This is a genomic window from Thiohalorhabdus sp. (assembly GCF_036628635.1).
In the GTDB taxonomy this organism is placed as follows: Bacteria; Pseudomonadota; Gammaproteobacteria; order Thiohalorhabdales; family Thiohalorhabdaceae; genus Thiohalorhabdus.
The window spans coordinates 41,090-64,122 of record NZ_JAZKRM010000002.1 but is presented as its reverse complement, the minus strand read 5'-3'; the positions used below and the strand labels follow the sequence as shown (position 1 = coordinate 64,122).

General features: G+C 67.7%; 24 protein-coding genes. 9 read left to right on the top strand and 15 right to left on the bottom strand.

Features of this window, described 5'->3' with window-relative positions; translation table 11 throughout:
* Positions 1-483: 483 nt before the first annotated feature.
* Positions 484-2,289: a GGDEF domain-containing protein gene (locus V5A19_RS01270; RefSeq protein WP_332317296.1), complete on the top strand. Its 1,806-nt coding sequence runs from the start codon at positions 484-486 to the stop codon at positions 2,287-2,289.
* Here V5A19_RS01270 and V5A19_RS01265 read toward each other — a convergent pair.
* The 6 genes from V5A19_RS01265 to V5A19_RS01240 all read right to left on the bottom strand — a co-directional run bounded on the left by V5A19_RS01265 (position 2,255) and on the right by V5A19_RS01240 (position 7,103).
* Complete coding sequence (locus V5A19_RS01265) at positions 2,255-2,800, bottom strand: TlpA family protein disulfide reductase (RefSeq protein ID WP_332317295.1); 546 nt, start codon at positions 2,798-2,800, stop codon at positions 2,255-2,257. The two genes, V5A19_RS01270 and V5A19_RS01265, sit on opposite strands and share 35 nt — an antisense overlap.
* Positions 2,800-3,387, bottom strand: a complete 588-nt coding sequence (locus V5A19_RS01260; RefSeq protein WP_332327675.1) for a hypothetical protein — start codon at positions 3,385-3,387, stop codon at positions 2,800-2,802. The genes V5A19_RS01265 and V5A19_RS01260 overlap by 1 nt, the downstream gene beginning before the upstream one ends.
* Complete coding sequence (locus V5A19_RS01255; RefSeq protein WP_332317293.1) at positions 3,384-3,980, bottom strand: TetR/AcrR family transcriptional regulator; 597 nt, start codon at positions 3,978-3,980, stop codon at positions 3,384-3,386. The genes V5A19_RS01260 and V5A19_RS01255 overlap by 4 nt, the downstream gene beginning before the upstream one ends.
* 70 nt (positions 3,981-4,050) lie before the next feature.
* Complete coding sequence (locus V5A19_RS01250) at positions 4,051-4,956, bottom strand: AurF N-oxygenase family protein (protein WP_332317292.1); 906 nt, start codon at positions 4,954-4,956, stop codon at positions 4,051-4,053.
* Positions 4,953-5,930, bottom strand: coding sequence for an NAD-dependent epimerase/dehydratase family protein (locus V5A19_RS01245; protein ID WP_332317291.1), 978 nt, complete (start codon positions 5,928-5,930; stop codon positions 4,953-4,955). Before V5A19_RS01245 ends, V5A19_RS01250 begins: the two co-directional genes overlap by 4 nt.
* A 96-nt stretch (positions 5,931-6,026) precedes the next feature.
* Positions 6,027-7,103, bottom strand: a complete 1,077-nt coding sequence (locus V5A19_RS01240) for an LLM class flavin-dependent oxidoreductase (protein ID WP_332317290.1) — start codon at positions 7,101-7,103, stop codon at positions 6,027-6,029.
* A 108-nt stretch (positions 7,104-7,211) separates the two neighbouring features.
* Here V5A19_RS01240 and V5A19_RS01235 point away from each other — a divergent pair, with 108 nt between their 5' ends.
* From V5A19_RS01235 to V5A19_RS01220, 4 genes are read left to right on the top strand one after another with little or no spacing between them, the layout of a single operon-like run.
* Positions 7,212-7,694: a hypothetical protein gene (locus V5A19_RS01235; protein WP_332317289.1), complete on the top strand. Its 483-nt coding sequence runs from the start codon at positions 7,212-7,214 to the stop codon at positions 7,692-7,694.
* A gap of 26 nt (positions 7,695-7,720) precedes the next feature.
* On the top strand, positions 7,721-8,719 hold the full coding sequence (locus V5A19_RS01230) for a zinc-dependent alcohol dehydrogenase family protein (protein ID WP_332317288.1): 999 nt from the start codon (positions 7,721-7,723) through the stop codon (positions 8,717-8,719).
* A gap of 58 nt (positions 8,720-8,777) precedes the next feature.
* Entirely contained in the window at positions 8,778-9,662 is an 885-nt protein-coding gene (locus V5A19_RS01225; protein ID WP_332317287.1) for an ATP adenylyltransferase family protein, read from the top strand.
* A gap of 2 nt (positions 9,663-9,664) precedes the next feature.
* The gene (locus V5A19_RS01220) at positions 9,665-10,048 is read left to right on the top strand and encodes an OsmC family protein (RefSeq protein WP_332317286.1); all 384 of its coding nucleotides are present in this window, start codon (positions 9,665-9,667) and stop codon (positions 10,046-10,048) included.
* A gap of 5 nt (positions 10,049-10,053) precedes the next feature.
* Here the strand turns inward: V5A19_RS01220 and V5A19_RS01215 are convergent, their stop codons facing one another.
* The 4 genes from V5A19_RS01215 to V5A19_RS01200 form a co-directional block, all read right to left on the bottom strand.
* Entirely contained in the window at positions 10,054-10,497 is a 444-nt protein-coding gene (locus V5A19_RS01215; protein WP_332317285.1) for a hypothetical protein, read from the bottom strand.
* Positions 10,498-10,542: 45 nt separating this feature from the next.
* Complete coding sequence (locus V5A19_RS01210; protein WP_332317284.1) at positions 10,543-10,782, bottom strand: hypothetical protein; 240 nt, start codon at positions 10,780-10,782, stop codon at positions 10,543-10,545.
* A 10-nt stretch (positions 10,783-10,792) separates the two neighbouring features.
* Positions 10,793-10,948, bottom strand: coding sequence for a hypothetical protein (locus V5A19_RS01205; protein ID WP_332317283.1), 156 nt, complete (start codon positions 10,946-10,948; stop codon positions 10,793-10,795).
* A 167-nt stretch (positions 10,949-11,115) separates the two neighbouring features.
* Entirely contained in the window at positions 11,116-11,610 is a 495-nt protein-coding gene (locus V5A19_RS01200) for a MerR family transcriptional regulator (protein WP_332317282.1), read from the bottom strand.
* 164 nt (positions 11,611-11,774) lie between these two features.
* On the opposite strand from V5A19_RS01200, the gene V5A19_RS01195 reads away from it, so the two are divergent.
* Positions 11,775-13,208 carry a DUF945 family protein gene (locus V5A19_RS01195; RefSeq protein WP_332317281.1) on the top strand — a complete coding sequence of 478 codons (1,434 nt, stop codon included), beginning with the start codon at positions 11,775-11,777 and terminating at the stop codon, positions 13,206-13,208.
* Between the two features lie 117 nt (positions 13,209-13,325).
* Positions 13,326-14,720, top strand: coding sequence for a YdgA family protein (locus V5A19_RS01190; RefSeq protein WP_332317280.1), 1,395 nt, complete (start codon positions 13,326-13,328; stop codon positions 14,718-14,720).
* Here the strand turns inward: V5A19_RS01190 and V5A19_RS01185 are convergent.
* From V5A19_RS01185 to V5A19_RS01175, 3 genes are all read right to left on the bottom strand, one after another.
* Positions 14,717-17,833: an efflux RND transporter permease subunit gene (locus V5A19_RS01185; RefSeq protein WP_332317279.1), complete on the bottom strand. Its 3,117-nt coding sequence runs from the start codon at positions 17,831-17,833 to the stop codon at positions 14,717-14,719. The genes V5A19_RS01190 and V5A19_RS01185 overlap by 4 nt on opposite strands.
* Entirely contained in the window at positions 17,830-18,972 is a 1,143-nt protein-coding gene (locus V5A19_RS01180; RefSeq protein WP_332317278.1) for an efflux RND transporter periplasmic adaptor subunit, read from the bottom strand. Before V5A19_RS01180 ends, V5A19_RS01185 begins: the two co-directional genes overlap by 4 nt.
* A gap of 172 nt (positions 18,973-19,144) precedes the next feature.
* Positions 19,145-19,774, bottom strand: coding sequence for a nitroreductase family protein (locus tag V5A19_RS01175; RefSeq protein ID WP_332317277.1), 630 nt, complete (start codon positions 19,772-19,774; stop codon positions 19,145-19,147).
* Positions 19,775-19,918: 144 nt separating this feature from the next.
* Between V5A19_RS01175 and V5A19_RS01170 the strand changes: the two genes are divergently transcribed.
* Entirely contained in the window at positions 19,919-21,118 is a 1,200-nt protein-coding gene (locus V5A19_RS01170) for a multidrug effflux MFS transporter (RefSeq protein ID WP_332317276.1), read from the top strand.
* 208 nt (positions 21,119-21,326) lie between these two features.
* Here the strand turns inward: V5A19_RS01170 and V5A19_RS01165 are convergent, their stop codons facing one another.
* Together V5A19_RS01165 and arfB are read right to left on the bottom strand one after the other, a co-directional pair.
* A complete protein-coding gene (locus V5A19_RS01165) occupies positions 21,327-21,974 on the bottom strand; it encodes a class I SAM-dependent methyltransferase (protein WP_332317275.1) in 648 nt (215 codons plus the stop codon).
* Between the two features lie 11 nt (positions 21,975-21,985).
* The gene (gene arfB / locus V5A19_RS01160) at positions 21,986-22,396 is read right to left on the bottom strand and encodes an alternative ribosome rescue aminoacyl-tRNA hydrolase ArfB (RefSeq protein ID WP_332317274.1); all 411 of its coding nucleotides are present in this window, start codon (positions 22,394-22,396) and stop codon (positions 21,986-21,988) included.
* Positions 22,397-22,487: 91 nt separating this feature from the next.
* Between arfB and V5A19_RS01155 the strand changes: the two genes are divergently transcribed.
* Positions 22,488-22,985 (top strand): DsrE family protein, encoded by a 498-nt coding sequence (locus V5A19_RS01155; protein ID WP_332317273.1) that lies wholly within the window; start codon positions 22,488-22,490, stop codon positions 22,983-22,985.
* Positions 22,986-23,033 lie beyond the last annotated feature (48 nt).

Genomic DNA, 23,033 nt, shown 5'->3' with positions numbered 1-23,033 from the left:
GCGGCCCAGGGTTAGGTCGCGTAGCTTTGCTGGTGCCGAAGATACGATGGGCCCAGGGGGCGCAGCCCAACACAAGAAAGCCCCGGCCGGGGCCGAGGAGACGCCGGCCGCCTGTACTACTAGGGCGGCGAAGACCAGAAGCGGCATGACCACGAACTGGGCGGCCACACCCAGGCCGATACGCCCTGGGCGAGCCCAGGGGTCCCGAGCCTCTTACGAGAACAGGGCCAGCCCCAAGCAGACCATGGTAGCCGCGAAAAGGGCCAGAAAGACATGGGCCAAAAACCCGAAAGCGGTCGGTTAGCAAAAGGCACCAACCACCCCAAGCAGTATCAAGACGGCCAGATCGACGGAGAGCAGAGAAAAGACCATACCGCTCCCATCGGAGAGGCACAGCTGGTCACGCCAGACTGGCTTGTCCTAGGGCAGGGATAAGGTACCATCGCCGTTGAGGGCAAATCCTCCCACCGGCGCGAGGGGCGCATGATCGGTCGCAAGCTCAAGGACAAGCGTTCCGGGGGCACCACGGAGCCCGACGAGCAGCCTGAGGAGGGCTGGGAGGCGCGGTCCCGGGAGCGCCAATGGTCCCGTATCGAGGCCACCCTGGAACAGGCCCTGGCCCGGCTCGCGCTTTTCGGTTTCGAGCAAGACCCCCAGCTAGACAGCGCGCTAAGCGATCTGCGCGCGGCCATCCGCGAAGGCCAAGAGCCCGCCCGAGTTGCCGAGCTTGCCGGTCAAGCCGAGGCCACTATCCGCAACCTGGGCCTTCCCAAAGCCAGCCGGGAACAGGCGGCTCAGCCTCGGGCCCTGCTACTCGACGTCCTGAATAGCATCGGATTCCCTCGCCGGTTGGCCGGCGATGTTCGCGACCTCCGGCGTCGCCTGCGGGATCCCGACCAAGAAGGCAACTTGCCGTATCTGGCCAAGGATCTCGCCGAGCTGGTCCAGGCCGGCCAGAAGGAGTCCCGGCAAGGGGGGCTGAAGGGCATGTTCGGGGGTGACCCTGGAGTGCCCTTGCGCGGCCTGCTAAACCGGCTGCACGTGCCCGAGCCGCATCGAGAACCGGTAGCGGATATTCAGGGCCGCTTGGAAGGGACCCGAGATGGCCAGGACCTGGTAGAGCTAGCGGAAGAGCTGGCGGGCCGGCTAAACGCCGCCCTTTCCGGCGAAGGGGCCCTGATCAGCAAGGGCGGCAGCTGCGCCCCGGAGTTGGTCCGCCCGGTCCACCGGATTCTGGACGCTCTCGGCGGCACCAGCGATGACTTGAGCACCGAGGCCGACCGGCTGCGCAACCGCCTATACGCCAACCCCGCCCCCAGCGATCTGCCCACCATTCTAGCCGGTGCCGCAGACCTTTCGGGGCGCGCCCGGGAGCACTACGAGCGGGAACGCCAAGACCTGGAAACCTTCCTCCAGCAGATGGCCGAGAACCTCGGCACGCTTGGGCAGCGCTTTCAGGCCGCCCAGGCCGAGCAGGCCGACGCATCGGAACAGACCCGCCGTCACAGCGAAGATATCCAAGCCCAGATGGACGGCCTGGCCACCGATATCCAGGCCAGTGAGGAGCTCGAGGGCCTCAAGGATGCGGTACAAGGCCGGTTAGAGGTTATCCAGGAGCGGGTGGAAGCGGTTCAGCAGACTGAGGCCCAGCGCGAAAAGGACCTGGAGCGGCGGGTAGCTACTCTATCCGCCCGCCTCGAGGAGATGGAACAGGAATCTCAGCAACTGCGGCAACAGCTTCAGCAGAAATGGCGCCTGGCCCACACCGATAGCCTTACGGAGCTACCCAACCGCCTCGGCTATGAGGAGCAAGCGGCCCCTGCTGTGGCCCACTGGCGCCGTCACGGTCAGGCCCTGGCCCTTATCGTGGTGGATGTGGACAATTTCAAAGCAGTCAACGACCACTACGGTCACCAGGCCGGGGACAAGGCCCTGCAGGTCATTGGCGGGCTACTCCAGAATCAGCTCCAGCGAGAGACCGACTTCATCGCCCGTTACGGCGGTGAGGAATTCGTCGCCATGCTCCCGGAAACCGGCCTTGACCAGGCAGTCAATATCGCGGAGGGCATGCGACAGACCGTCGATAACGCTCGCTTCACCTTCCGCGGCGAACGGGCCGAGATCAGCATCTCCGCCGGGGTGGCCGAATTCGGTTCCGGCGAAACCCTGGAGTCGGTTTTCCACCGCGCCGATCAGGCGGTCCTTACCGGCAAGAACCAGGGCCGCAACCGGGTTATCCGCGCCGAGGCTGGGGCTAACGCGCCAGAAGCTTCAGGACCGCCTTCCTGAAGGCCTCGCCTTCCATGTCCCGGCCGCCAACCGCCTTGTAGGCCAACCGCCCCTGCTTGTCCACCAGGAAGCTGGTGGGCAAGCCACGGACCGGGTAACGGTCAATCACTTTGGCGTCGGGATCGAGCAGGATGGGGAAGGTAAGCTCGGCCTCCAGCTCGCCGTGGACGAAGGGGAAGACGTCGCCCTCCTGTTCCCCCACGTTCACCGCGAGCACCTCGAAGGGCTCGTTCTTAAGATCCTCGTACAGGCCCTGCATGGAGGGCATTTCCTCCCGGCAGGGCGGACACCACGTGGCCCAGAAGTTGACCAGAACCACCTTGCCTCGCAGATCGGAAAGGCGGTAGTTGTTGCCTTCCAGCCCGGGCAGGTCAAACTCCCGGGCCTCAGGTTGGCCGGCCACCCGTTGCAAGCCTTCCCCCTGCTGGGCACCGACGCTCTGAAGGGAGAAACCTAAGGCGGCCACGGCTAACCAGCACAGAACAAGCCCGATTCGCTTGAACCCTCGCATCACCTCTCCTGCCTGTTGACGTTACGGGGGCAACGCAGATCCTCCAGGGCCACCCGTCGCCCGTGGCCACCCTGGTGCCACTTGATGATCAGGTCGAAGCGCTCGCCTGGCGCTAGGCCCATGGCCACCATGCCCATGAGATAGGCCCCCTCCCCCATGGTTTCCTGCGTCGGGAAAGTGGCCCAGGCGAAAGCGGTTCGCGCCCGCTCGGGAACGCCCATTTCCCGCCAACGTTCCTGCCAACGGGCTTCGGAAAGGGGTGGGTAAATTTTATCCCCGATTCGAACCCGCCATTGGGCCAGTTGGTGGCGAATGGGACCACCGGCAGCGCGATTGCGTAGGGTCATGCCGAAGACGCAGCTGCGGGCATAGCGGCGGGCGGCCTCATTCGGGAATCCCCGCCCGATGAAAAAGGCCTGTGCCTGATCCGGGGGCCGTCCCATGGCCCGGACGGTCATACCGTCGCCCTCCCACTTCCATACCGGAGCACCGCTGCGCGAGTCGGTTCGCTCGGGGACGGTAACCGCACCGACGTTACCGGAAACGGCGGCCAGGGCCGCCACCATCAAACCATTCCAAAGGTTCAAGCCGCCACGCTCCGCCAGGCGGACTCCCAGGTTTCGGCCAGCTGCTCGGTGAGCGGCCGCTCAAGGACGCCTTCCAGGCGCAGCTGGACCATGCGTACGGGCATGCCCAGCAGCGCCGCCGAGGCGATAATCTCATCCATGGCACGGATCTCGCCGGCGGCCATGCCCTCGCCGATGATGCCTTTGATCAGCTCGAAAGGCCGGGAGGAGCAAATGGGCTTCTCGGCGGGCAACACCTCCCGGTGCTTGAAGTACAGGACGTATTCCATGATCTCCGGGGCCTCCTCGGTGGTCTCGAAAAGGCGCCGGATGACGTGGTAGCAGCGCTCCCGGGCCCCGCTGTAGGCGGCGTAGACCCCCTGGATATCGCCTTCGACGAAGGCCAGGGTGTCGTAGAAAAGGTCCCGGGCGATCTGCTCCTTGCCGCAGAAGTGATGATAGATGGAGCCGATGGATAGGCCGCTGGCGCGGCGGATGTCCTGCAGGGACGTATTGAAGTAGCCGCGCTCGGTAAACAGATGACGAGCCGCTTCCAGAATGCGCTGCCGGGTGGCCAGCGAGGCCTCGGCGCGCACGGCTACCCTGTCACCCATGGCCTTTACCCCTTTATCCACAGGACCGGACCGAATGCATGTTCTAGGTTAGGTGGGGCACCAGGGGGTGTCAATCGGCCTCGGCGGGGCTGGGTTCGGGACCCGGCAGTGAACGGCCCAAGGACAGCCCGCTGTCGGCCAGATAATCCACGGTAGGGCCCACGCAGCGCCGCACCACCTGAGCGCGATGGGGGTTGGCGCGTGCCCGCCGGGCTATATCCCCTGGATTGGCCAGACCCGCCTGGGCGTAGACCGCCGCCGGGGGGTAGAAGCACTGATCGATGAACTGGCCCAGTACCCGCCGCACTAAAAGCCCCAGAGCGCGCCGGCGCAACCACGAAAGCCCGGCCAGGCGCTCCCCTACACGACTGCGGGCGTAGGCGATGTGTCGGGCCTCCTCCCGCATGTGAACCGCCATAACCTGGCGCACGGCCTCGGGCAGGGCCTCGTCCCGCGAAAGGATGCGGTTCATCTGGTCCGGGACGGCCTCGCCGATCAGGATAGTGGCCCAGAAGGCGGCGGAATCGAAAGGAGCCAGGCGGGCGAAGGCAGTGGCCATGCGGGGCCGGCGCAGCCGGCTGACCAGGGGCGGGATCCTGCTGCGGCGAATGAGCTCGACGAACATCAGGCTGTGGCCGGCTTCCTCCCGCAGCTCGTGGAGCTGGTAGGTGTAGCCGGCAAGATCCCCACCGGGGCCCTCGCTGGCCCGGCGGGCGATGCGCTGCATGAACAACGCTTCCAGCCAGAGCCCCAGCTCCAGAAAGGCGATGAGCTCGCACTGCCCCAGATGACGCCGCTGGACCTCGGACATGCCCTCCCACTCCGGCAGCCCGTACAGGGAAACCATCTCCTCGGGCATCCAGGGGCGCTGAGGATCGAGGGTTGCCCAGTCCACCTGCGCCAGAGGGTCCCGGTATTCGGCGCTGCTGGCGCTCAGCCGATCCGACAGCGAAGGCAGGTTGGCGATTCGGGTCATGGCTCGGGATTCTGAGACGGCTTACCGGCCGTTTGGGAAAGGCTCCAGCACAAGTCGACGCAGTCTGCCACAGAATAGTTGGCCCGCCAATGCAGGTAGCCCTCAGCCCGCGTGCAGTCAACCACCAGCGGATAGCGCATGCCCGCCAACCAGCCCGGGTCGCCGAGAGCGGGGGTCACATGCCACAGGAGGCGGTGCGCCGGCTCCGCAACCCGGTAGGGGATGCCCACCGTTACCCGGTGATGGCGTGTCGCCAGCTCCGGCCACGGCCGGGGGTCGGGGGCACCGATATTGAAGGCACCGTCAACGCGGTTTTGCAGCGCCCGCAGCACGGCGTCGATGGCGTCATCTTCCCAAAGGCACTGCACCGGGGGCGCCTCCTCGGGCGTGCGGATGTAGAAGCGGCTACGCGCCAGGCGGTTGAGCAGGGGCTGGGCATGCGGGCCCACCACCGCGTGGAGCCGCAGCCGCGTCACCGTGGGCGCGCCCGTCTCGCGCTCGAAGGCGTCCAGCCAGAACTCCACAGCCGCCTTGTCCTCACTGTAGCCGAAGCCGGGCATGGGCCGGCGCTGCGCATTCTCGGTAAGGGGCACGGGATTGTCGGGCCAGGCCCCGTAAACGGCCACGCTGGAGGTGTGGATCACATGGCCCACCCCGGCCAACCGCGCGGCAGTGAACAGATTGCGGCTGCCCTCGAGGTTAATGGAGCGCATCAGGTTGCGCTCCTTGCGCCGCCGGCCGAGGGCCGAGCCCAGCACCACGAAGGCCATATGGATCACCACCTCCATCTCCCGGAGGTGCTCGGTCAGGTCGGCATCCCGGATGTCGGCCCGCACGAAGCGGAAGCGGGGATGGGGGTAGGTGACCGGCGCCCAATCCAGGCCCACTACTTCCTCGATCCCGGGCCACTCCAGAAGCCGCGGCAGCAGGGCCTGAGCCAGGTGGCCACCGACGCCGGTAACCAGGACCCTCAAGCCCGCCCTGTTCCGACAGTGGGGCCTATGTGCCAGATGCGCGGCATGAATCCATCCTTTGCGGCATGGTGAGCCCCCTCCTGTAAAAGGTAAGCCCTAGTCCCGGAAGTTGGGCATAACCTGTTCGGCCACCGTCTGCAAAGACTCCTGCACCACTTCGGTGGGCAGGGCACCCGCCCCTACCGCCAGTAGCAGATGATCGACCCCGGCCTCTCGGTACTTTTCCAGTTTGCGGATGCACTCCTGCGGCGAGCCCACCACCACCATGCCCATGGCCTCCAGCAGGGACAGCCGCACGGCCCGCTTGAGCAGGGGCTGAAGGCGGCCCAGCTTTTGGTAGTAAGCGTAGCTCTCCTGGAAGCGCTCCAGAACCGGGCGGGTCTGCGCCAGCAGGCGTTCGTAGTACCAGGTGAAAGGCTCCCGGGCCAGCTCCCGGGCACGGTCGCCGTCGGGCAGGCACAGCAGGCCGATGGTCATGCCGAAGCGCGGATTGGCACCGGGCTCGGGACTATCCCCCTGGTGCTCGGCCCAGGCCCGACGGTACGCCTTGAGATCCTGACGAACCAGGAACCAGGGCTTGAATGGCCCCGCAAGCGCCCCCAACCCCTCCTTGGCGGCCCAGGTGTAGGTCTCGGGGGAAACGGCCGCCGTCCACATGGGGGGATGGGGCCTCTGGGCCGGCTTGGGCAGGACTTCCACACCGTCCAGCCGGTAATGCTCACCGGCGAAGTCCACTGACCCTTCGACAAAGCCTTCCCGCATCACCGATAGGGACTCGTCGACGATCTGGCGGCTGTCAGCCATATCGGCCCCGAACACGAGGTATTCGGTGGGCGAGAAGCCCCGGCCTACGCCCAGCTCCACCCGGCCCTGGCAGAGCAGATCCAGGGTTGCGGCCCGCTCAGCCACCCGGACGGCATGGTTGTAGGGCAGCACTACCACCGCGTGGCCCAGCCGGATGGTACTCGTGCGCTGACTGGCGGCGCCCAGGAAGACTTCCGGGGCGGAGGAATGGGAGTACTCGCGGGCGAAATGGTGCTCCACCACCCAGGCGGTGGTGAACCCCAGCTCATCGGCCAGGGCGATTTCGCTCAAGGTGTCGGCTAAGACCTCGCGCTCGCAGCGACCGGTGTGCCCCGGTACGGCCAGTTCGAAAAAGAGGTCGAATTGCATGCTGCGGCCTATCCCGGTAGCGGGCCGATTGTTTACGATTTGATGAGGATTCTACCCTATCAATACCGGAAGGATCAGCGATCCTGCCAGCACCGAGGCTACGCTATCATGGAGCCCGAGCTCGACGCGGACGAAGTGCGGGAATCGATGACCTTTGATCCCGATCGGATTGCGGATTTCCGGGCGCGCTGGAGCCGCCTCATGGAGGTGGCCGTGTGGGGGGATCTCAAGGCCGGCGAGGTGGGTGCCCTGCCCAAGCTGCGTAAGCGCATGCTGGAATACGGGGAGAAGATGCGCTCCCTGTTCAATGACCGCGGCTGGATCCCTCAGCCCCGTGAGCAGGTCAAGAGCGTGCTTACCGCCAGCCTGGACGTCCGCGACAAGCAGCAGGCCTTGGACAAGGAGGTGGCGGCCCTAACGGGGGGTGCTGATTACGAGGCCTTCACCACCGAGGTGGCCGCGCTGCGCGATGACCTAGTGGCATTCATGCAGGCCCACGAGGCCGTCTGGCGGGACCTGTTGAATCGCCTCTACGAAGGCTACGATGAGTGGAAGGCGGGCCAAGAGCCGGGCCCGGGCGCCGACAACTGAGCCGCCCAAACAAAGGAACAAACGCCATGAAAGCCGTCGTCTTGCCCAAGCCCGGCGATGCCGGAGTGCTGGAGCCGCACCAGGTGGCCGATCCGGAAACCGTTGGCGACCGCGACCTGCGCATCCGCCTCAAGGCCGCCGGCGTCAATCCGGTGGACACCAAGATGCGCGCCGGCGGCACCTACGGGGGCGGAAACCAGCCGGTCATCCTGGGCTGCGACGGTGCCGGTGTGGTCGAGGACACCGGCCCCGCCTGCCAGCGTTTTCAGCCCGGTGACGAGGTCTATTTCTTCAACGGCGGTATCGGCACGGAACAGGGCAACTACGCCGAATACTCCGTGATCGACGAGCGCTGGGTGGCAGCCAAGCCGGCCAGCCTGTCCTTCGCCGAAGCGGCCGCGGTGCCGCTGGTGGCGATCACCGCCTGGGAGTCCCTTTTCGACCAGGGTGGCCTGGAGGCCGGCGAGCACGCACTGATTCACGCCGGTGCCGGTGGCGTCGGTCATGTCGCCTGCCAGCTGGCTCTCGACGTCGGCGCCGACGTCTGCACCACGGTGGGCTCGGAGGCTAAGGCAGAGCTGGTCCGAAACCTCGGGGTCAACCGCACCATCCCCTACCAGGAGGTGGATTTCGTCGATGCCACCTTGGCCTTCTCCCAGGGCCGCGGCGTGGACCTGGCGTTCGACACCGTGGGCCCCCAGGTGCTGCAGGCGACCTTCCCGGCGGTGCGGTTCTATGGGCGCTCCGTGACCCTGCTCGACCCCACGGAGGTGAGCTTTAAGGAGGCGCGTCTGCGCAACCAGGCGATCCACCTGGAGCTCATGCTGTCGCCCATGTTCTTCGGTCTGGAGGAGGCTCGCGGCCACCAGACGAGCATCCTGGAAAATTGCGCCCGCATGCTCGACGAAGGTCGGCTTGGGGTGCACCTGGAGCGGACCCTGCCACTCGACAAGGCGGCGGAAGCCCACCGCCTCATCGAGGGAGGGCATATGACGGGCAAGATCTGCCTGACCATGGACAACTGAGCGCTCCGGCCACCGATCAATTCACCGGCCTCCCGAGGGCCCTAGCCACTGGTCGATCATGCCCGATCCGCTGCCGCCTGGAACCCTATGGGGACGCATCCGCGAACGTACTGCCCACGCCCTGGAGACCGGCGCCCTCAAGCCCATTCCGACGGAATGCGAGCTGGTGCCCAACGCCGGCGTTGACTTCCAAGTGCGCATCGCCCCCAACCTATCGGAGAAGATTCGCGAGGTGCGCGAGCAGAAGGAGCGCGAGGCTGCCGGCGAAAACGCCGACCCCCTCTCCGACCCCGAGCCGGACCTGTGGGTGGGCGATCTCTCGCCCACCCACTTCGGCCTGCTCAACAAATTCCCGGTCCTGGAGCATCACCTCCTGTTGGTCACGCTGGACTACGAGGACCAGGAGGCACCTCTGACCGAGGCGGACTTCGACGCCTTGCACCGGGCCCTGACGGAAATGGACGGCCTGGCCTTCTACAACGCCGGCAAGACCGCCGGTGCCAGCCAGGGCCACAAGCACTTGCAGGTGGTGCCACTACCCCTGGGCACGGAACACCCCCGACCCCCCATGGAAGAGCTTCTGCTCTCCCCCGAGCTGGGCAGGGCCGCCGGCACCAGTTCCCACTTGCCCTTCCCCCACACCGCCTGTCGGCTGGATTTCGCCACCGCTGACGGTCGGACCCTTCTGGGGCGCTATAAGTCCCTGCGGCAGGTCCTGGGATTGAGCAAGGGGGAAACGCCCTACAACTTACTAGTAACCCGGGACTGGATGATGCTTGTGCCGCGAACGAGGGAGCGTTTTCAGGGCATCATGATTAACGCCCTGGGCTTTGCCGGGGGTTTTTTGGTGCGCGACCGCGACGACCTTGATCATCTTCGCCAAACCGGCCCCATGCGCGTGCTTCAGGGCGTGACCGGGGCCATCCGGGAACAGGGGGCCTGACCATGCGCATCCTTTTGCACGGCCCCGAGGATCTGACCGTTACCGATTTCGGTGATCCCGAATTCCAGGTGGTGCCGGAGGCGGAAGGGGTCCATTTCAGCGCTATGGAGATGTTCGCCACCTCCATCGTCCTGTGCACCTATTCGGTGCTGGTGAGCTACGCCGAACAGGCGGCGACCGACACCACCGGCCTGGCCGTGCGCATGGGCTGGGCCTACCACGAGGACCCCTACCGCATTGGCGACATCCAGATGGACATAAGCTGGCCTGGCATCCCGGAGAGCCGGCTCCAAGCCGCCGAGCGGGCAGCGGAGCAGTGCACCCTACACCACACCCTCCAAACGCCGCCCAACTTCGAGACGCGGGTTCATCAGGGCCCGGTCTAGCCGGCTCAAGAAAGCTCACCGGAGGGGCCGCGGTCGCCTGCAACCACCTCCCGGTCCTCCCGAGGTTCCGGTTTCCGGAAACGGAAGGCCACTTCGTCGTCGCTCAGCACGAACTCCCCCGATGCGGACGACCAGCCAAGGCCCTGGACGAGCCGATCCAGGCGCTCGAACAGGCGCTGCAAGGCCAAACCCAGCTCGGCGCGGCGATCGTAGCTCAGACCGGTTCGACGCCATGCGGCCTGCGCCTCTTCCACGCTCGTCCACCCCAGGTGGACGAAACGGGCGGTAAGGGTGGCCCGGACCAGCCCGTCACCCAACCGATCACGCAAGGCCCGCATGCGATCCTGGTCCCCTCCCTCCGCGGGCAAATGCCGCCCAAGCTCGCGCGGCAAAAAGGTAGCCAGAGGCTCGCCCTGGCAATCGCCGCGCAGTAGATCCTCATCCACCATCTGCTGGTAATCGGGTGTGGGGTCGGCCCCGGTACGCCCCGCCAGCTAAACCAGCGCCTTGGCCTCGGCGCGATGACCGCTCAACGGGAAACCGGCCATCCAGTGGTCCAGCATGTCGTGGACAAAAACCGACGTGGGCACTTGCTCACCCGGGTAGGGGGTTGCAGCGATCACTTCGGTCTCCGCCAGGGTGTCCTCCAGCTTCCAGCCCCGCGCCCCGAAACCGTCCGGCCAGGTTTCGCCGTAGCGCACCACAATCCGAATCTTATCCGTGGATCCAGTCATGGTTCCCTCCCTACAGTGCTGCCACCCGGTTGGGGAAGCCCATGGACCGGGCCGTTTCTCCCACTGCCGCAGGGGACCATTGCCCCGGGTCGGGACGAACATGCAGCAGGCGACCGCTTTGCCGGGCTACCGACTCGATGGCCCGAATGCCCGTTTGATCGGCCAATTCCTCGGCAACGGCGCGCCACTGGCCAATCGAGGGTCGCCGCCCCAGGTAGAGGAGCCGATCCCCTCCCGCAATCGAAACCTCCTTACATCTTACGTTAACGTTACTTTTAAATCGGGCCTGGGCTCAGTCGCCGACCGAAATCTACTTTGTGGTCCCTGGACCCGTCAGCTCGGCCCACCACACTCCTCGGGGTCCCATACCAGGTTAAGCAGGGGGTCCTCCCCTAGCCGAGCCAGGGCCGGGCATTCCGGACATCCGGTGGGGGTGGGCGGGTTGGGGCAGTCCCGGCATTGCTGGACCACGGCCTCGGTGTCTGAGGCATCGGCCATGAGGGCCTCGGCCATGTCCCGGAGGGACTGCGCCTCTTGGTACAGGTGACGGAGGTGCTTGGCGACACGGCGGGAGGCCTCGGCCCCGGTGGCGCTAGCGGGGCGGGCGGTTACCAGGGCGCGGATTTCCTCCAGGGGGATACCCAGTCCGGCCTGGTGCCGGATCAGCCCCGCCCGCTGGCGGTCATGGGCCGTATACAACCGGGTGCCGCGCTCGGTGCGCCGGGGAGTCAGCAGCCCCTGCTCTTCGTAGAAGCGCAGCGTCCGCGTGGTAGTGCCCAGCGCCACGGCAAGCTCACCGATCTTCCACGGTTTCGGCCACTCCGTCATGATGCCCTTTCTTTTTAACGTTTACGTTAAAAACGTTAAACGCCTCCCCGCCCGGGAACAACCCCCGCAAGGGCACCGGCACGGCACGCCGAGACAGGGCCCATGGCCTTTGCTAGCCTGCTCAGGATAATGGGGCGCAATCAGTCACGGAAAAGGGGGGACCCATGGGACGCACCTTTGCCATCGTCGGCGGCGCGCTCGGTCTCATCGTCCTGGCGCTGGTGGTAACGCCGATCGCCACCGGCGGCCTCGCTGGCGACCAGCTGCGCGCCGAGGTGGAGCGCATGTCGAAGCGCAATCCGGCCTGGCAGTGGCAGGTGGAAAGCTACGAGCGGGGGCTGTTCTCGTCCAAGGCGAAGGTGCATCAGAGCCCGGCGGCTGCCGCCGGCGAGAGGGCTTCCCGGTCCGCCATCCCCTGGGAGGTCGCCATCCAGCACGGGCCCACCGTGATCAATCCCAACTGGGTGCGGATGGAGGCCACCCCTCGCCTTTACGGCCAGGCCCAGAAGATCAAGAGCCGGCTGTTCCCGGACGAATCCCCGCTCACCGTCACCTTCCGGGTGGGGCTCGTCGGTGACCGCCACATCGGCCTGCACTCCCCCGCCGTGGATTCCGGGAAGCGCCTGCCCTTTTCCTGGGAGGGCCTGGAGGTCAACGCCGACATCGGCCGTGAGCCCCCTCAGATACGCTTCACCGCCGAGATGCCGGCCCTGGAGGCCGGCCTCGGCCCCAACAGCGTCAAGCTGAAACGCTTTTCCTCGGAAGGCGATATGCAGCGGCTCCGTCCCTTCGTATGGGTCGGGGCCTCCCGACTCGATTTGGGCCGGTTGCGTCTCCAGACGCTCAACCCGAACACCGGTGCTCGCTTCAGCCTCGACCTTGCCGGCCTGACTATCGAGAACGGGTCCGAGGCCGAAGACGGCCTGATCCATTCCCAGGGCGAGGCCGAGATGAGCTCGGCGTTCACCCGGGCCGCCTCTTTTCGGCAAATACGGGCCCGCTGGGGGAGCCGGAACGTGGATGCCCAGGCCCTGGAGCAGCTCAATCTGATGCTGATGGACCCGGAAGTGGCGACCGGCACCGGTGTATCCACCCAAGCCCTGGGTAATCGCTTGGACAAGCTGCCCGTGGCGCGCTTCCTGGCCGCCGAGCCCAAATTCACGCTGGACAACGCCACCGTGACCACCCGGGACGGCACCCTGGAGGCCAGCGGCCGGGCCCATTTCCTGCCCCCGCCGGATGCCGGCTCAGCCGAGCCGGCCGACCTGGCCGAACACGCCCGGGCGGAGCTGAGCCTGGCCATGCCCGAGGCCGTACTGCACAAGCTGGTAGCCAGCTTCGCCCGGGTCCATGCCACCCGCATCGCGAAGGGAACGGAACGCTTCGACCGCGGCGATCTGGATTGGATGACCGAGGCCCTGGCCCGGCGCCGGGTCCACGAGGTGCGCCAGGAGGGGCTGGTGGAAACCGCCGGCAACCGCGTAAGCGCCGAGGCCCGCTGGGACGGCCAGCGGTTTACCGTCAACGGCAAGCCGATACACGATCTGGAGGCCCTTCTGGGCTCCCGTCCCGGACCGGACGAGCTGACCCGGCGCTGAAACCGGCAGGGGAAAGGCTTACCGGGGAGGCAGTGGTGGCGGGCGCTACCCCTTTAATACCTTCCACCGGAAGCGGATCCAGGACCAGACCCCGCCCGGCCAAGCAAGGAATGAGCGATGCGTAAGACCACGTTAGGCGGGGTTGTAGTGGCAGTTGCCGCCGTTGTCTGGGGGGCTGGCCTCTATGTCTCCGGCATGTGGGTCGAACGGGCCTTCCAGGACAACCTGGAGGCCCTGTCGGGCCATCCCCAGGTGGAGCTGGAATCAACCTCCTACGAGCGGGGCTGGCTCCGTGCCCGGGCCCGGTCGCGGCTGACCCTGACGACCCCGGAGCAGGAAGTTACCTTCCGGCTCAAGCACCAGATCGCCCACGGCCCGACCTTTACCCTGGCGGCCCTCGCGCGCATCACCACCACCCCGATCATTCCGGCGGACAAGGCGGAGGTGACCGCCCACTATTTCGGTGACCGGGCGCCCTTCAAGAGCCATCTCCGCATCGGCTTGACGGGCTCTCACCATTGGGACGTCGCCTCCCCCGCCTTCCACCGCCCCCTGCACAATGACCCGGAGACCGAGGTGGATTGGCAGGGGCTATCCGGCAAGGGAACGGTCAGTGCCGGCCACGACCGCTTCCGGCTCGAGCTAAACGTGCCGGGCCTAAATGTCGCCGAACCGGAGGGTGAGATCGATCTTAGGGGACTTTCCGTCCGAAGTTCCCTGGAAAAACAATCGGACCACTTGTGGCTGGGCAACAGCCGTCTGGCGCTGGAAGGCCTGGATGCCGACCTGCCAGCCGAGGATGGCAACGGCCGGCGTCAAGCCCGATTTCAAGGGCTTACCCTCCATACCACCCTGGCCGAAGGGCAGGCCGAGGACCTGCTGCGCATGCGCGCCGACTGGGATCTCCAAAGCGCCGAAATGGATGGCCGTTCCCTCAACAACGGCGCCCTGGGTCTTGAGCTTCGCCGCATCGACCAGACCGCCTACCGGGACCTGCAGGCCCGGGCCGGCGATCTCCGGGCGCGAGAGCTCTCCCAGGAAGCGCTGGCCGGGGCCTACCTCGAGCTTGTGCAGGACCTTCTGCCCCGTTTCCTGGCCCGTTCGCCCGAGCTGGAGATCACCCGCCTGGTTCTGGAAACCGGGGACGGCCGCCTTCAAGGGAACGCCCAAGCGTCCTATCGAGGCAAACCCGAATCCCAGGGCGTACCCGGCCACATTAACCAGGTCTTGCGGCGGGTCACGGCTCGCGCCGAGATGACCATGGCCAAGGATCTGCTTACTGCCCTGCTGCGGCGGAGCGCCGAGGCCAATCTGGCGGCCAAGGAGGGCGTGCCCCCCGACCAGGCCGCGCAGCAGGCGGCTCAAGTCGCCCAGATGCGCCTGGGCATGCTCCAGGGGTTGGGCATCGTGGAGGCCGACGGCAACCGCTTCACCGTGGCCGCCGCTTGGGAGGAGGGCACCGTCACCGTCAATGGCCAGCCCCTGGGGATGGGCGGGTCGCAAATTCCCTAATCCCGGGGGGCTAAGCGCTCCCGCAAGCGCCGCCCTTTCTCAGCCCCAAGGGCGCCGAGCACCAGCAAGGCCGGGGTTACTAGCAGGGTCAGGATGTTGGACAGGATCAGCCCGCCCACGATGGAGGTGGCCAGCTGCACCCACCACTGGGTGGACGGCGAGCCCACCTCCAGGCTGCGGTGGAGGATATCCAGATTGAGCTCCAGCACCATGGGCAGCAGGCCGAGCACCGTGGTGACCCCGGTAAGGACCACGGGCCGAAAGCGCAGAGTGCCGGTGGCCAGGGCGGCCTCGGCAGGGGAGCGTCCCTCGCCGCGGTAGGCGTTGTAGGTGTCGATGAGCACGATGTTGTTGTTCACCGCAACCCCCGCCACCGCGATAACTCCCACGCCGCTCATCACCACCGAGAAGGGCTCGCCCCGGGCCAGCAGGCCCAGAAGCACCCCGGCGCTGGACAGCACGATGGCGGAAAGCACCAGCGCCGCCTGGTACAGGCTGTTGAACTGGGTCACCAGGATCAGGGCCATGAGGAGAACGGCCACCAGGAAGGCCCGGCTCAGGTAGGCCGCCGCCTCCCGCCGCTCCTCCTCCTCGCCGGCCAGCCGCATGGTCACACCTGCCGGCAGGGCGCGCTGCTCCAGCCGCGCCTGCAGCGCCGCCACCCGCTCGGCCACCAGCTCGCCGGAAGCGACGTCGGCGGAGACGCTGCGCATGCGCCGACCGTCCTTACGCTCGATGGCCCCCACCTTGGGCGCCGGCTCCAGCGAAACGAAGTTGCCCACCGGCACCATGCCGGTGTCGCTGGGCACCCGCAGGCGCTTCAGGCGCTCCAGGTTGCGCTCCTCCGCGGGGAAGCGGACGCGGATGGGCACCTCCTCGTCGGTATCATCGGGGCGGAAGCTGCCCACCCGGTAGCCGCGGGTGACCATCTGCACCGCGGTGCCCAGCATGGCCACATCGGCGCCGTACTGCACCGCCTTTTCCCGGTCCACATTCAGCCGCCACTCCACCCCGGGCACCGGCCGGCTGTCGCCGATATCGGTAAAGCCCCCCAGATCGCTCATGGCCGAGCGAACCTGCTCCACGGCGGCCACCAGAGACCCGGGCCGGTCACCGCGAAGCTCGATCTGCACGGGCTTGCCCTGGGACGGCCCCTGCTGCTGCTCGCGGACCTCCAGCTGCAGACCGGGCAGACCCCCGGTGCGCCGGCGCAGATCGGCCAGGATGGCATCGGCCTCGGGACGCCGCCCCCATTCCGCCAGCTTCACCGAGATCACGCCGATGACGTCGTCGGCTAGGTTGGGGTCCCGGCGGGCCTCGCTGCTGGACAGGGTGCGGGCGTAGACGGTGGCCAGGCCCGGGGCGGCGGCCACCCGCTCCTCCACCCGGCGGACGAGGGCGTCCTTCTCATGGATGGAACGGTCGGCGCGGGCGCTCACCTGGACCTGGACGTAGTCCGGCTCGATGTCGGCGAAGAATGTGACCCCCTTGCCGAAGGCCGCATAGCCGCCGTAGGCAGCGGCCAAAAAGGCCACGCTGGCGACCAGGGCCCAACCGGGCCGGGCCACCACCTTGCCCAGAAGGCTGCGGTAGCGCCGGCCGACCGCGCCTTCGCCCGCCGGCCCCAGACCGACGCCGCTGGCCCCGCCCCGGCCCAGGGCGCCGCCCAGAACCGGGATGGCCACCAGGGCCATGAGCAGCGAAGCGGCCAGGGTCACAAGCACCGTCATGGGCAGAAAGACCATGAACTCGCCCGCGACGCCCGGCCAGAACAGCAGGGGCAGGAAGACCGCCATGGTGGTGGCGACGGAGGTGGTCACCGGCCACGCCATGCGCTGTGCGGCGCCCCGATAAGCGGCACCTGGCGCCATGCCGGCGCCCAGATTGCGGTCGGCCAGCTCCACCACCACGATGGCGCCGTCCACCAGCATCCCCACCACCATGACCAGGCTGAACAGGACCACGATGTTCATGTCCGAGCCCAGCGCCCACAGGGCCAGCACCCCGGTGAGGAAGGCGCCGGGGATGGCCAGGCCGGTCAGGATCCCCGAGCGCAGACCCAGGATGCCCACCACCACGATCATCACCAGGATCACGGCGGAGACGACATTGTTCTCCAGGTCGCCGAGCAGGTCGCGGACATCCTCGGACCGGTCCAGCATGACATCGGTGGCCACCGACGCCGGCCAGTCCTTCTGGTGGCGCTGGATCACCTCGCGGACGTTGGTCACTGTCTCGAGAATGTTGGCGTCGGTACGCTTGCGGACCTCCAGGCTCAGGGCGGGCTGGCCGTTGACCCGGGCGAAGGAGTCCGGATCCTCGTAGGTGCGGCGGACCCGGGCCAGGTCCTCGAAGGTCACGGTGGTGCCCCCCACCGACTTCACCGGCAGGCGCATAACCTCGCGGTAGTCCTCCAGCAGCCCGGGCACCTTGACCACCAATCGGCCCGCGCCGGTGTCCATGGCGCCGGCGGCCACCAGCTGGTTGTTGCGCTGGACCACCTGGTAGAGCCGCTCGAAGGAGAGGTTGTAGGTCTCCATAACCAGCGGATCCACCAGCACCTCCAGCAGGTCCTCGCGCATGCCGGAGATGGCCACCTCCAGGACACCGGGCAGAGCCTCCAGGTCATCGCGCAGGTCGCGCGCCAGGCCGTTCAAGGTGCGCTCGGCCACCGGCCCGGACAGCCCCAGGGTCAGCACCGGGAACAGGCTGGTGGCCACCTCCTGGACCACCGGGTCCTCGGTGGCCGGCGGCAGCTCGGGGCGGGCCTGGTCCACCTCGTCGCGGACGTCGCTGACCGCCTTGTCGGCGTCGTAACCGGCGCGGAAATCCAGGCGCAGGTAGGCGGTGCCCTCCATGGCCACCCCCTCCAGCTCATCCAGGCCCGCCACCGACTGGAGCTCCTTCTCCATGGGCTCGAGCAGGAGCCGCTCGGCGTCCTCGGGGGAGATGCCCTCGTGGACCATGGAAACGAACACCACGGGGATGGCCACATCGGGCTGGGCCTCCTTGGGGATGGCCTGGTAGGCGGCGACACCGGCGGCGACCAGGACCACGAAGCCCAGCAGGACGGTGCCCGTGCGGCTGAAGGCGGCGGCGATGAGGGCCTTCACGGTGCCTCCCGGGCTCCGGGCAGGAAGGGAGCCGCGCCGCCCGCCTGCGAGCCGTCGCCCTCCAGGTCCTGGCCGGGACGCGGCCGGACCCGCTCGCCCTCGCGGGCAAAGCCCTGTCCCACGGTGATCAGCCGGGCCCGCTGCGGCAGGCCGGTGACCCAGACGCCGTCGGGCTCGGCGCGCACCAGCTCCACCGCATGGAAGGCGACGCGGTCGTCGCCGGTCACCGTCTTGATGCCGAGGACGCCGTCATCGTCGAGGCTGAGCAGGGCCGGTGAGACGAAATGGGCTGACACCTCGCCCACCGGGATGCGCACCTCGGCGGACAGCCCCGCCCGCACCGCGGCCTCCGGGTTGGGCACCGCCACCTCCACCCGGAAGGTGCGGGTGCCGGCATCGGCGGTCCGGGCCAGGTAGCGCACCGTCCCGGTGCGGCTTCGGCCGTCGGCCAACCGAATCTCGGCCTCCGTGCCTTCGGTCACGTCGCCAATCCGCTGCTGGGCGATGCGCACGGAGACGATCAAGGGGTCGAGATCGGCGACAACTGCCACCGGGCTGCCGCTGGCCAGGACATCACCCACCTCGGCCTTGCGCGCCTCCAAAAAGCCGGCGAAGGGGGCGGTCACCTCGGTGTTGGCGATGTCCTCGCGGATTGCGGCCAGGCGGGCCCGGGCCGACGCCAGCGCGGCCTCCGCCTCGCTCACCCGAACCTGGGCCTGGTACCCCGACTCGCCCAGGTTGCGGGCGGCCTCGTACTCGCTCTCACGCTGGGCCACCCGGGCCTCCGCCTCCCGCAGCCGAGCCTGGCGATCGTTCATGGCGATGCGGGCCAGCAGGTCCCCCTCTGCGACACGCGTGCCCTCTTCCGCCGCCACCTCGACCACCCGGCCGCCGGTCTCGGCCTTCACCGTCACCAGCCGATCGGCCTCGGTCTGGCCCTGGTTGGTCAGGTAGCGGGTCACCGCCTCCGCGGACTGCTCGCGCACCGCCACGGTCATGGGGCCGTCGCGGGGGCCTAGGGCCTGGGATCCGTTTTCCGGCTCCGGGCTCCCCAGCAGGCCGGAGAGCATCCACAGCACCAGGGCGAGGGCCAGGACGAGGGCGATCCAGATGGATCGGGGTATCCGGGAAAGGGCCATAGGGATCAGGCTCTGCACCGCTATGGGGATGGCAAGGTGACCGAGCGGTCAGGGACCAGAATGGGACAAAACCGGGATCCGCAAAAGGCCTCGCCCGTCCCCCCGCCGCAAAAAGACCCCGCCGGGGGCCGGCGGGGTGGGGGGGAGGGGGGCGACACCGAAGCGCCTGCTTCTAGAAGCCGTTGTCGCGGACCACTTCCTCGTAGGGGATCTGGCCCGGCTTGGCAAAGGGCTCCTGGGCGCGCTTGCCCACCGCCACCATGAGGGCGACGGCATGATCGTCGGGCAGGTTGATCAGGTCCGCCACGGCCTCGAAATCGAAGCCGTCCATGGGGCAGGTGTCCCAGCCGCGCTCTTTGGCCAGCAGCATGAGGGACTGGGCGATCATGCCGCAGGAGCGCATGCCCTCGTCGCGGGCCACCTGCGGCCGACCCTGATAGTACTTGCGGATGTTGGGCACGATCAGGTCCTGGACCGCCTGGGGCGCATGGACCCAGTAGCGCTCGGGTGAGCGGTCCCAGGCATTGAGGTCGGCGCAAAGCACCAGCAGCTCGGCGGCGTCGGTGACCTGCGGCTGGTCCCAGGCCACGGCCCGGATCCGCTGGCGCAGATCGGGGTCGGTGACCCACACGATGCGCCAGTTCTGGATGTTGAAGGCGGTGGGCGACAGCAGCGACGTCTCCAGCAGGTCGCGCATATCGGCCTCGGGGGGGCGGTACTCCGGATCGAAGGCCTTCACCGCCCGGCGCTCGGCCATGGCCTCGGTGACGGATAGCCCGGTACGCTCAGCCATTTCGCTCATGGAAATCCTCTTGGTTGCTCGGTTCGGGGCTCGAAACAGCGTTCTCGCGGGAGGCGTGAGCTTACCGACTGGTCAAGGACGGGGCAAACCCCTAAGCTAGCAAGGGTCCGCCGCCCCCTTCCGCCTCCGTTACCGAAGCCCGCCATGACCCACCTCCAGCTCGCCCTGCTGCTGGGCGCCACCGTGGCGCTGAGCCCTTTCGCCATGGACGCCTACCTGCCCGCCTTCCCCGAGATCGCCGCCACCTACGGGGTGACCACGGGGCAGGTGGGGGTCACCGTCAGCATCTACCTAGTGGGCCTGGCCCTCGGTCACCTGGTGGGCGGGCCCCTGTCCGACCGCTACGGCCGCGACCGGGTGCTGTTCGCCGGGCTGGGCCTGTTCGTCGCCGGCAGTTTGCTCATGGCGGCGGCCCCCTCATTCACCACCCTGGCCGGCTGGCGCTTCCTGCAATCGGTGGGCGCCGGCTGGTGCATGGTGAGCGTACCGGCCATCGCCCGCGACCACACCAGCGGCGCCGAGGGCGCCCGCCTGTTCAGCCTCATCGGCTTGGTGATCTTCATCGCCCCGGCCACGGCGCCGTCCATCGGCTCGCTGATCCTGACCGTCACCGGCTGGCCCGGCATCTTCGTCTTCCTGGCCGCCTACGCCGCCGCCCTGGGGCTACTGCTGCGGGTGACGCTGTTCCGCCACTGGCGGGGGAGGCCCGAGCGGCTCCATCCCCCGCGCACGGTGATCACCAACTACGCTGAGGTGCTCCGCCATAGCACCGCCATGAGGCTGCTCGCGGTGCAGTCGCTGGTGTTTTCGGTGATGATCCTGTTCATCACCCACGCCTCATTCATCTTCCAGGAATGGTTCGGGCTGTCGAAGGCCGCTTTCTCCGGCTGGATGGCCGCCCACATGGTCCTCATGGGCGGCTTCAATCTGCTCAACCGCTGGCTGCTCAACTACCGCCATCCGGCGGTGGTGCTGCGGGCGGCCATCGCCGTCCAGGGCGTCGCCGCCTGTTACCTGACCGTGGTGGCCAGCACGGATCCCTCGCTAGCGCTGTTCCTGCCGGGCCAGCTGTTGGTTATCGGCGCCTTCGGCGCCGGGGTGCCCAACACCTTCTCGCTGTTCCTGGACTTCTTCCGCGACATCGCCGCCACCGCCTCGGCCCTGATGGGGGCCATCCGCTTCAGCGTGGCCGGGCTCATCAGCGCCTTCTCCTCGCTGGTCGTGGGCGGCAGCCTGACCGCCATCGTGGCCATGATGGCCGGATGCGCCCTGGCCGCCCTGCTCTTGGCGTGGGGCACCCCCGGCTCCATCGAGCGCCGTGCCCGGCGTACCGGCGAAACCTGAGACCCCCTATCAGGCCCCTGCGACGCCAAGGATGGCTTTTCGGGCACCGTCCACGTGCCGAGACGCGCCCAAGCGTTAAACCAAAGGCAATCACAGCGAAGCCCGCCGCTCCTACCAGGCCCTCCGTTCCCGTCGAATAAGGATAACTCCGCACCCCAAGCGCAGGCACGCTAGGCCCCTGCTCCGACCGGGCATCCAGGAACCCCGATCAGGCTGGCAACCGCCGCAGGAAGATGACGTCATCGTCGACGAATTCCAGGCCCAGGCCCTCCGCGGCCGCCCACCAGGCGAAGGTTGCCCGGGAGAAGAAGCCGATGTGGGTGGGATCGCGAATGTAGTGCCAGCCGCTGAAGCGCTCGCGGTCGATCACCAGCTTGGTCATGATCCCCAGCCGGCCCCCCGACCGCAGCAGACCGACCAGCCGACGCAGCTCGGCGCCCGGCCGGGCCAGGTGCTCCACCACTTCGGTAGCGGTGATGAAATCGTAGCCGGTGGCCAAAACGGCGTTTTGGGGGGCGTAGAAGGGATCGAACACCGCCACGGTGTAGCCAGCCTCGCGCAGCATGGCCGCCAGCGCCGGCCCCGGGCCGCAGCCGAAGTCCAGGCCGGTGGCCGGGGGCGGCACCCGTTCGGCCAGAGGCGTTGCCAGGCGGCCCAGGAAGCGTCGGTAGCCGGGATCGCCGACGGCGTTGTGGTGGCGGTCGTACTCGCCGCGCTCGGCCTCGGCAGAGAGATGGAAGGGGGATGGCACGTGCACGAAGCCGCAGCGGGAGCAGCAGTGATAGGACCGCAGCGCGTCCGCGTGGTAGGGCTCGGTATCGCTTTGCCCGCAGAGGGGGCATGGGGCGTGGCTCATGGGCGGCACCGTCAGAGGACCTTCTTGCGCAGGGCCTTCTTCTGCTTGTGGCGCTTCTTGGCCTCCTGACGCTTACGCCGGGCGGCCCGGCTAGGCCGGGTAGGCCGACGCTTGTTGGGGACGGCCCCGGCCTTGCGCACCAGCTCCTTCAACCGGGCCCGGGCCTCTTCCAGATTGCGCTCGTGGGAACGGTGATCCTTGGCCTGGATGACCACCTCGCCGTCCTTGGAGATGCGGTGATCCTGCATGGCCAGCAAACCCTCGCGGATGGCCACGGGCAGGGAGGAGTGGCGGATGTCGAAGCGCAGCTCCACGGCGTTGGCAGCGCTGTCCGCCTTTCGCCCGCCCGGCCCCTTGCCGCGGATGTCGTGCACCTCGATCTCGCTTTCCGGGATGCGGACGCTTTTGGAGATTTCAAGCATATCGGGTTTGCATGGGAGAAGTGGGGACCCGATTCTACCAGGCGCCCAGTCCCCAGCCAGCCTTTCTCCATCGTCGCAGGAGATAACCGCCATGCGCCGAATGCTCGCCCCCCTGACCCTCGCCGCCTGCCTTGCCCTTCCCGCCACCGTGGCGGCGGAGCGCCCCCACGACCGCCGCGCCCTGCAGGATATCGAGCAGGGCCGCATCCTGTGGGATGTCACCCTGGCCGATCCAAAGGCCCTTTTGGCTCGGCTCCAAGTTATCGAGCAGACCTACCGGGATCTGCGCCGTCAGGGCGTCGAGCCGCGCATGCTGTTCACCTTTCACGGTGGCGCGGTGGAGCTTCTGGCCCGGACCCCCGACCGCTTCGCAGCCGACGAGGTCACCGAAGTGGGCGCGGTTCAGGACAAACTGGCGGCGCTTAAAGCCAGGGAGGGGGTCAGCCGCATCGAGGTCTGCTCCATCGCTGCCGACCGGGCCGACCTGGGCCAAGGCGACCTCATTAAGCCGGTGGTCATGGTGGGCAACACCTTCGTCACCGCCGCAGCGTACGCCCAGCGCGGCTACGCCAAGATCCGGCTGCACTGATCGCCACGGCCACCCAAGCACCTGACGCGCCGCGAGCTGGTCCGACGA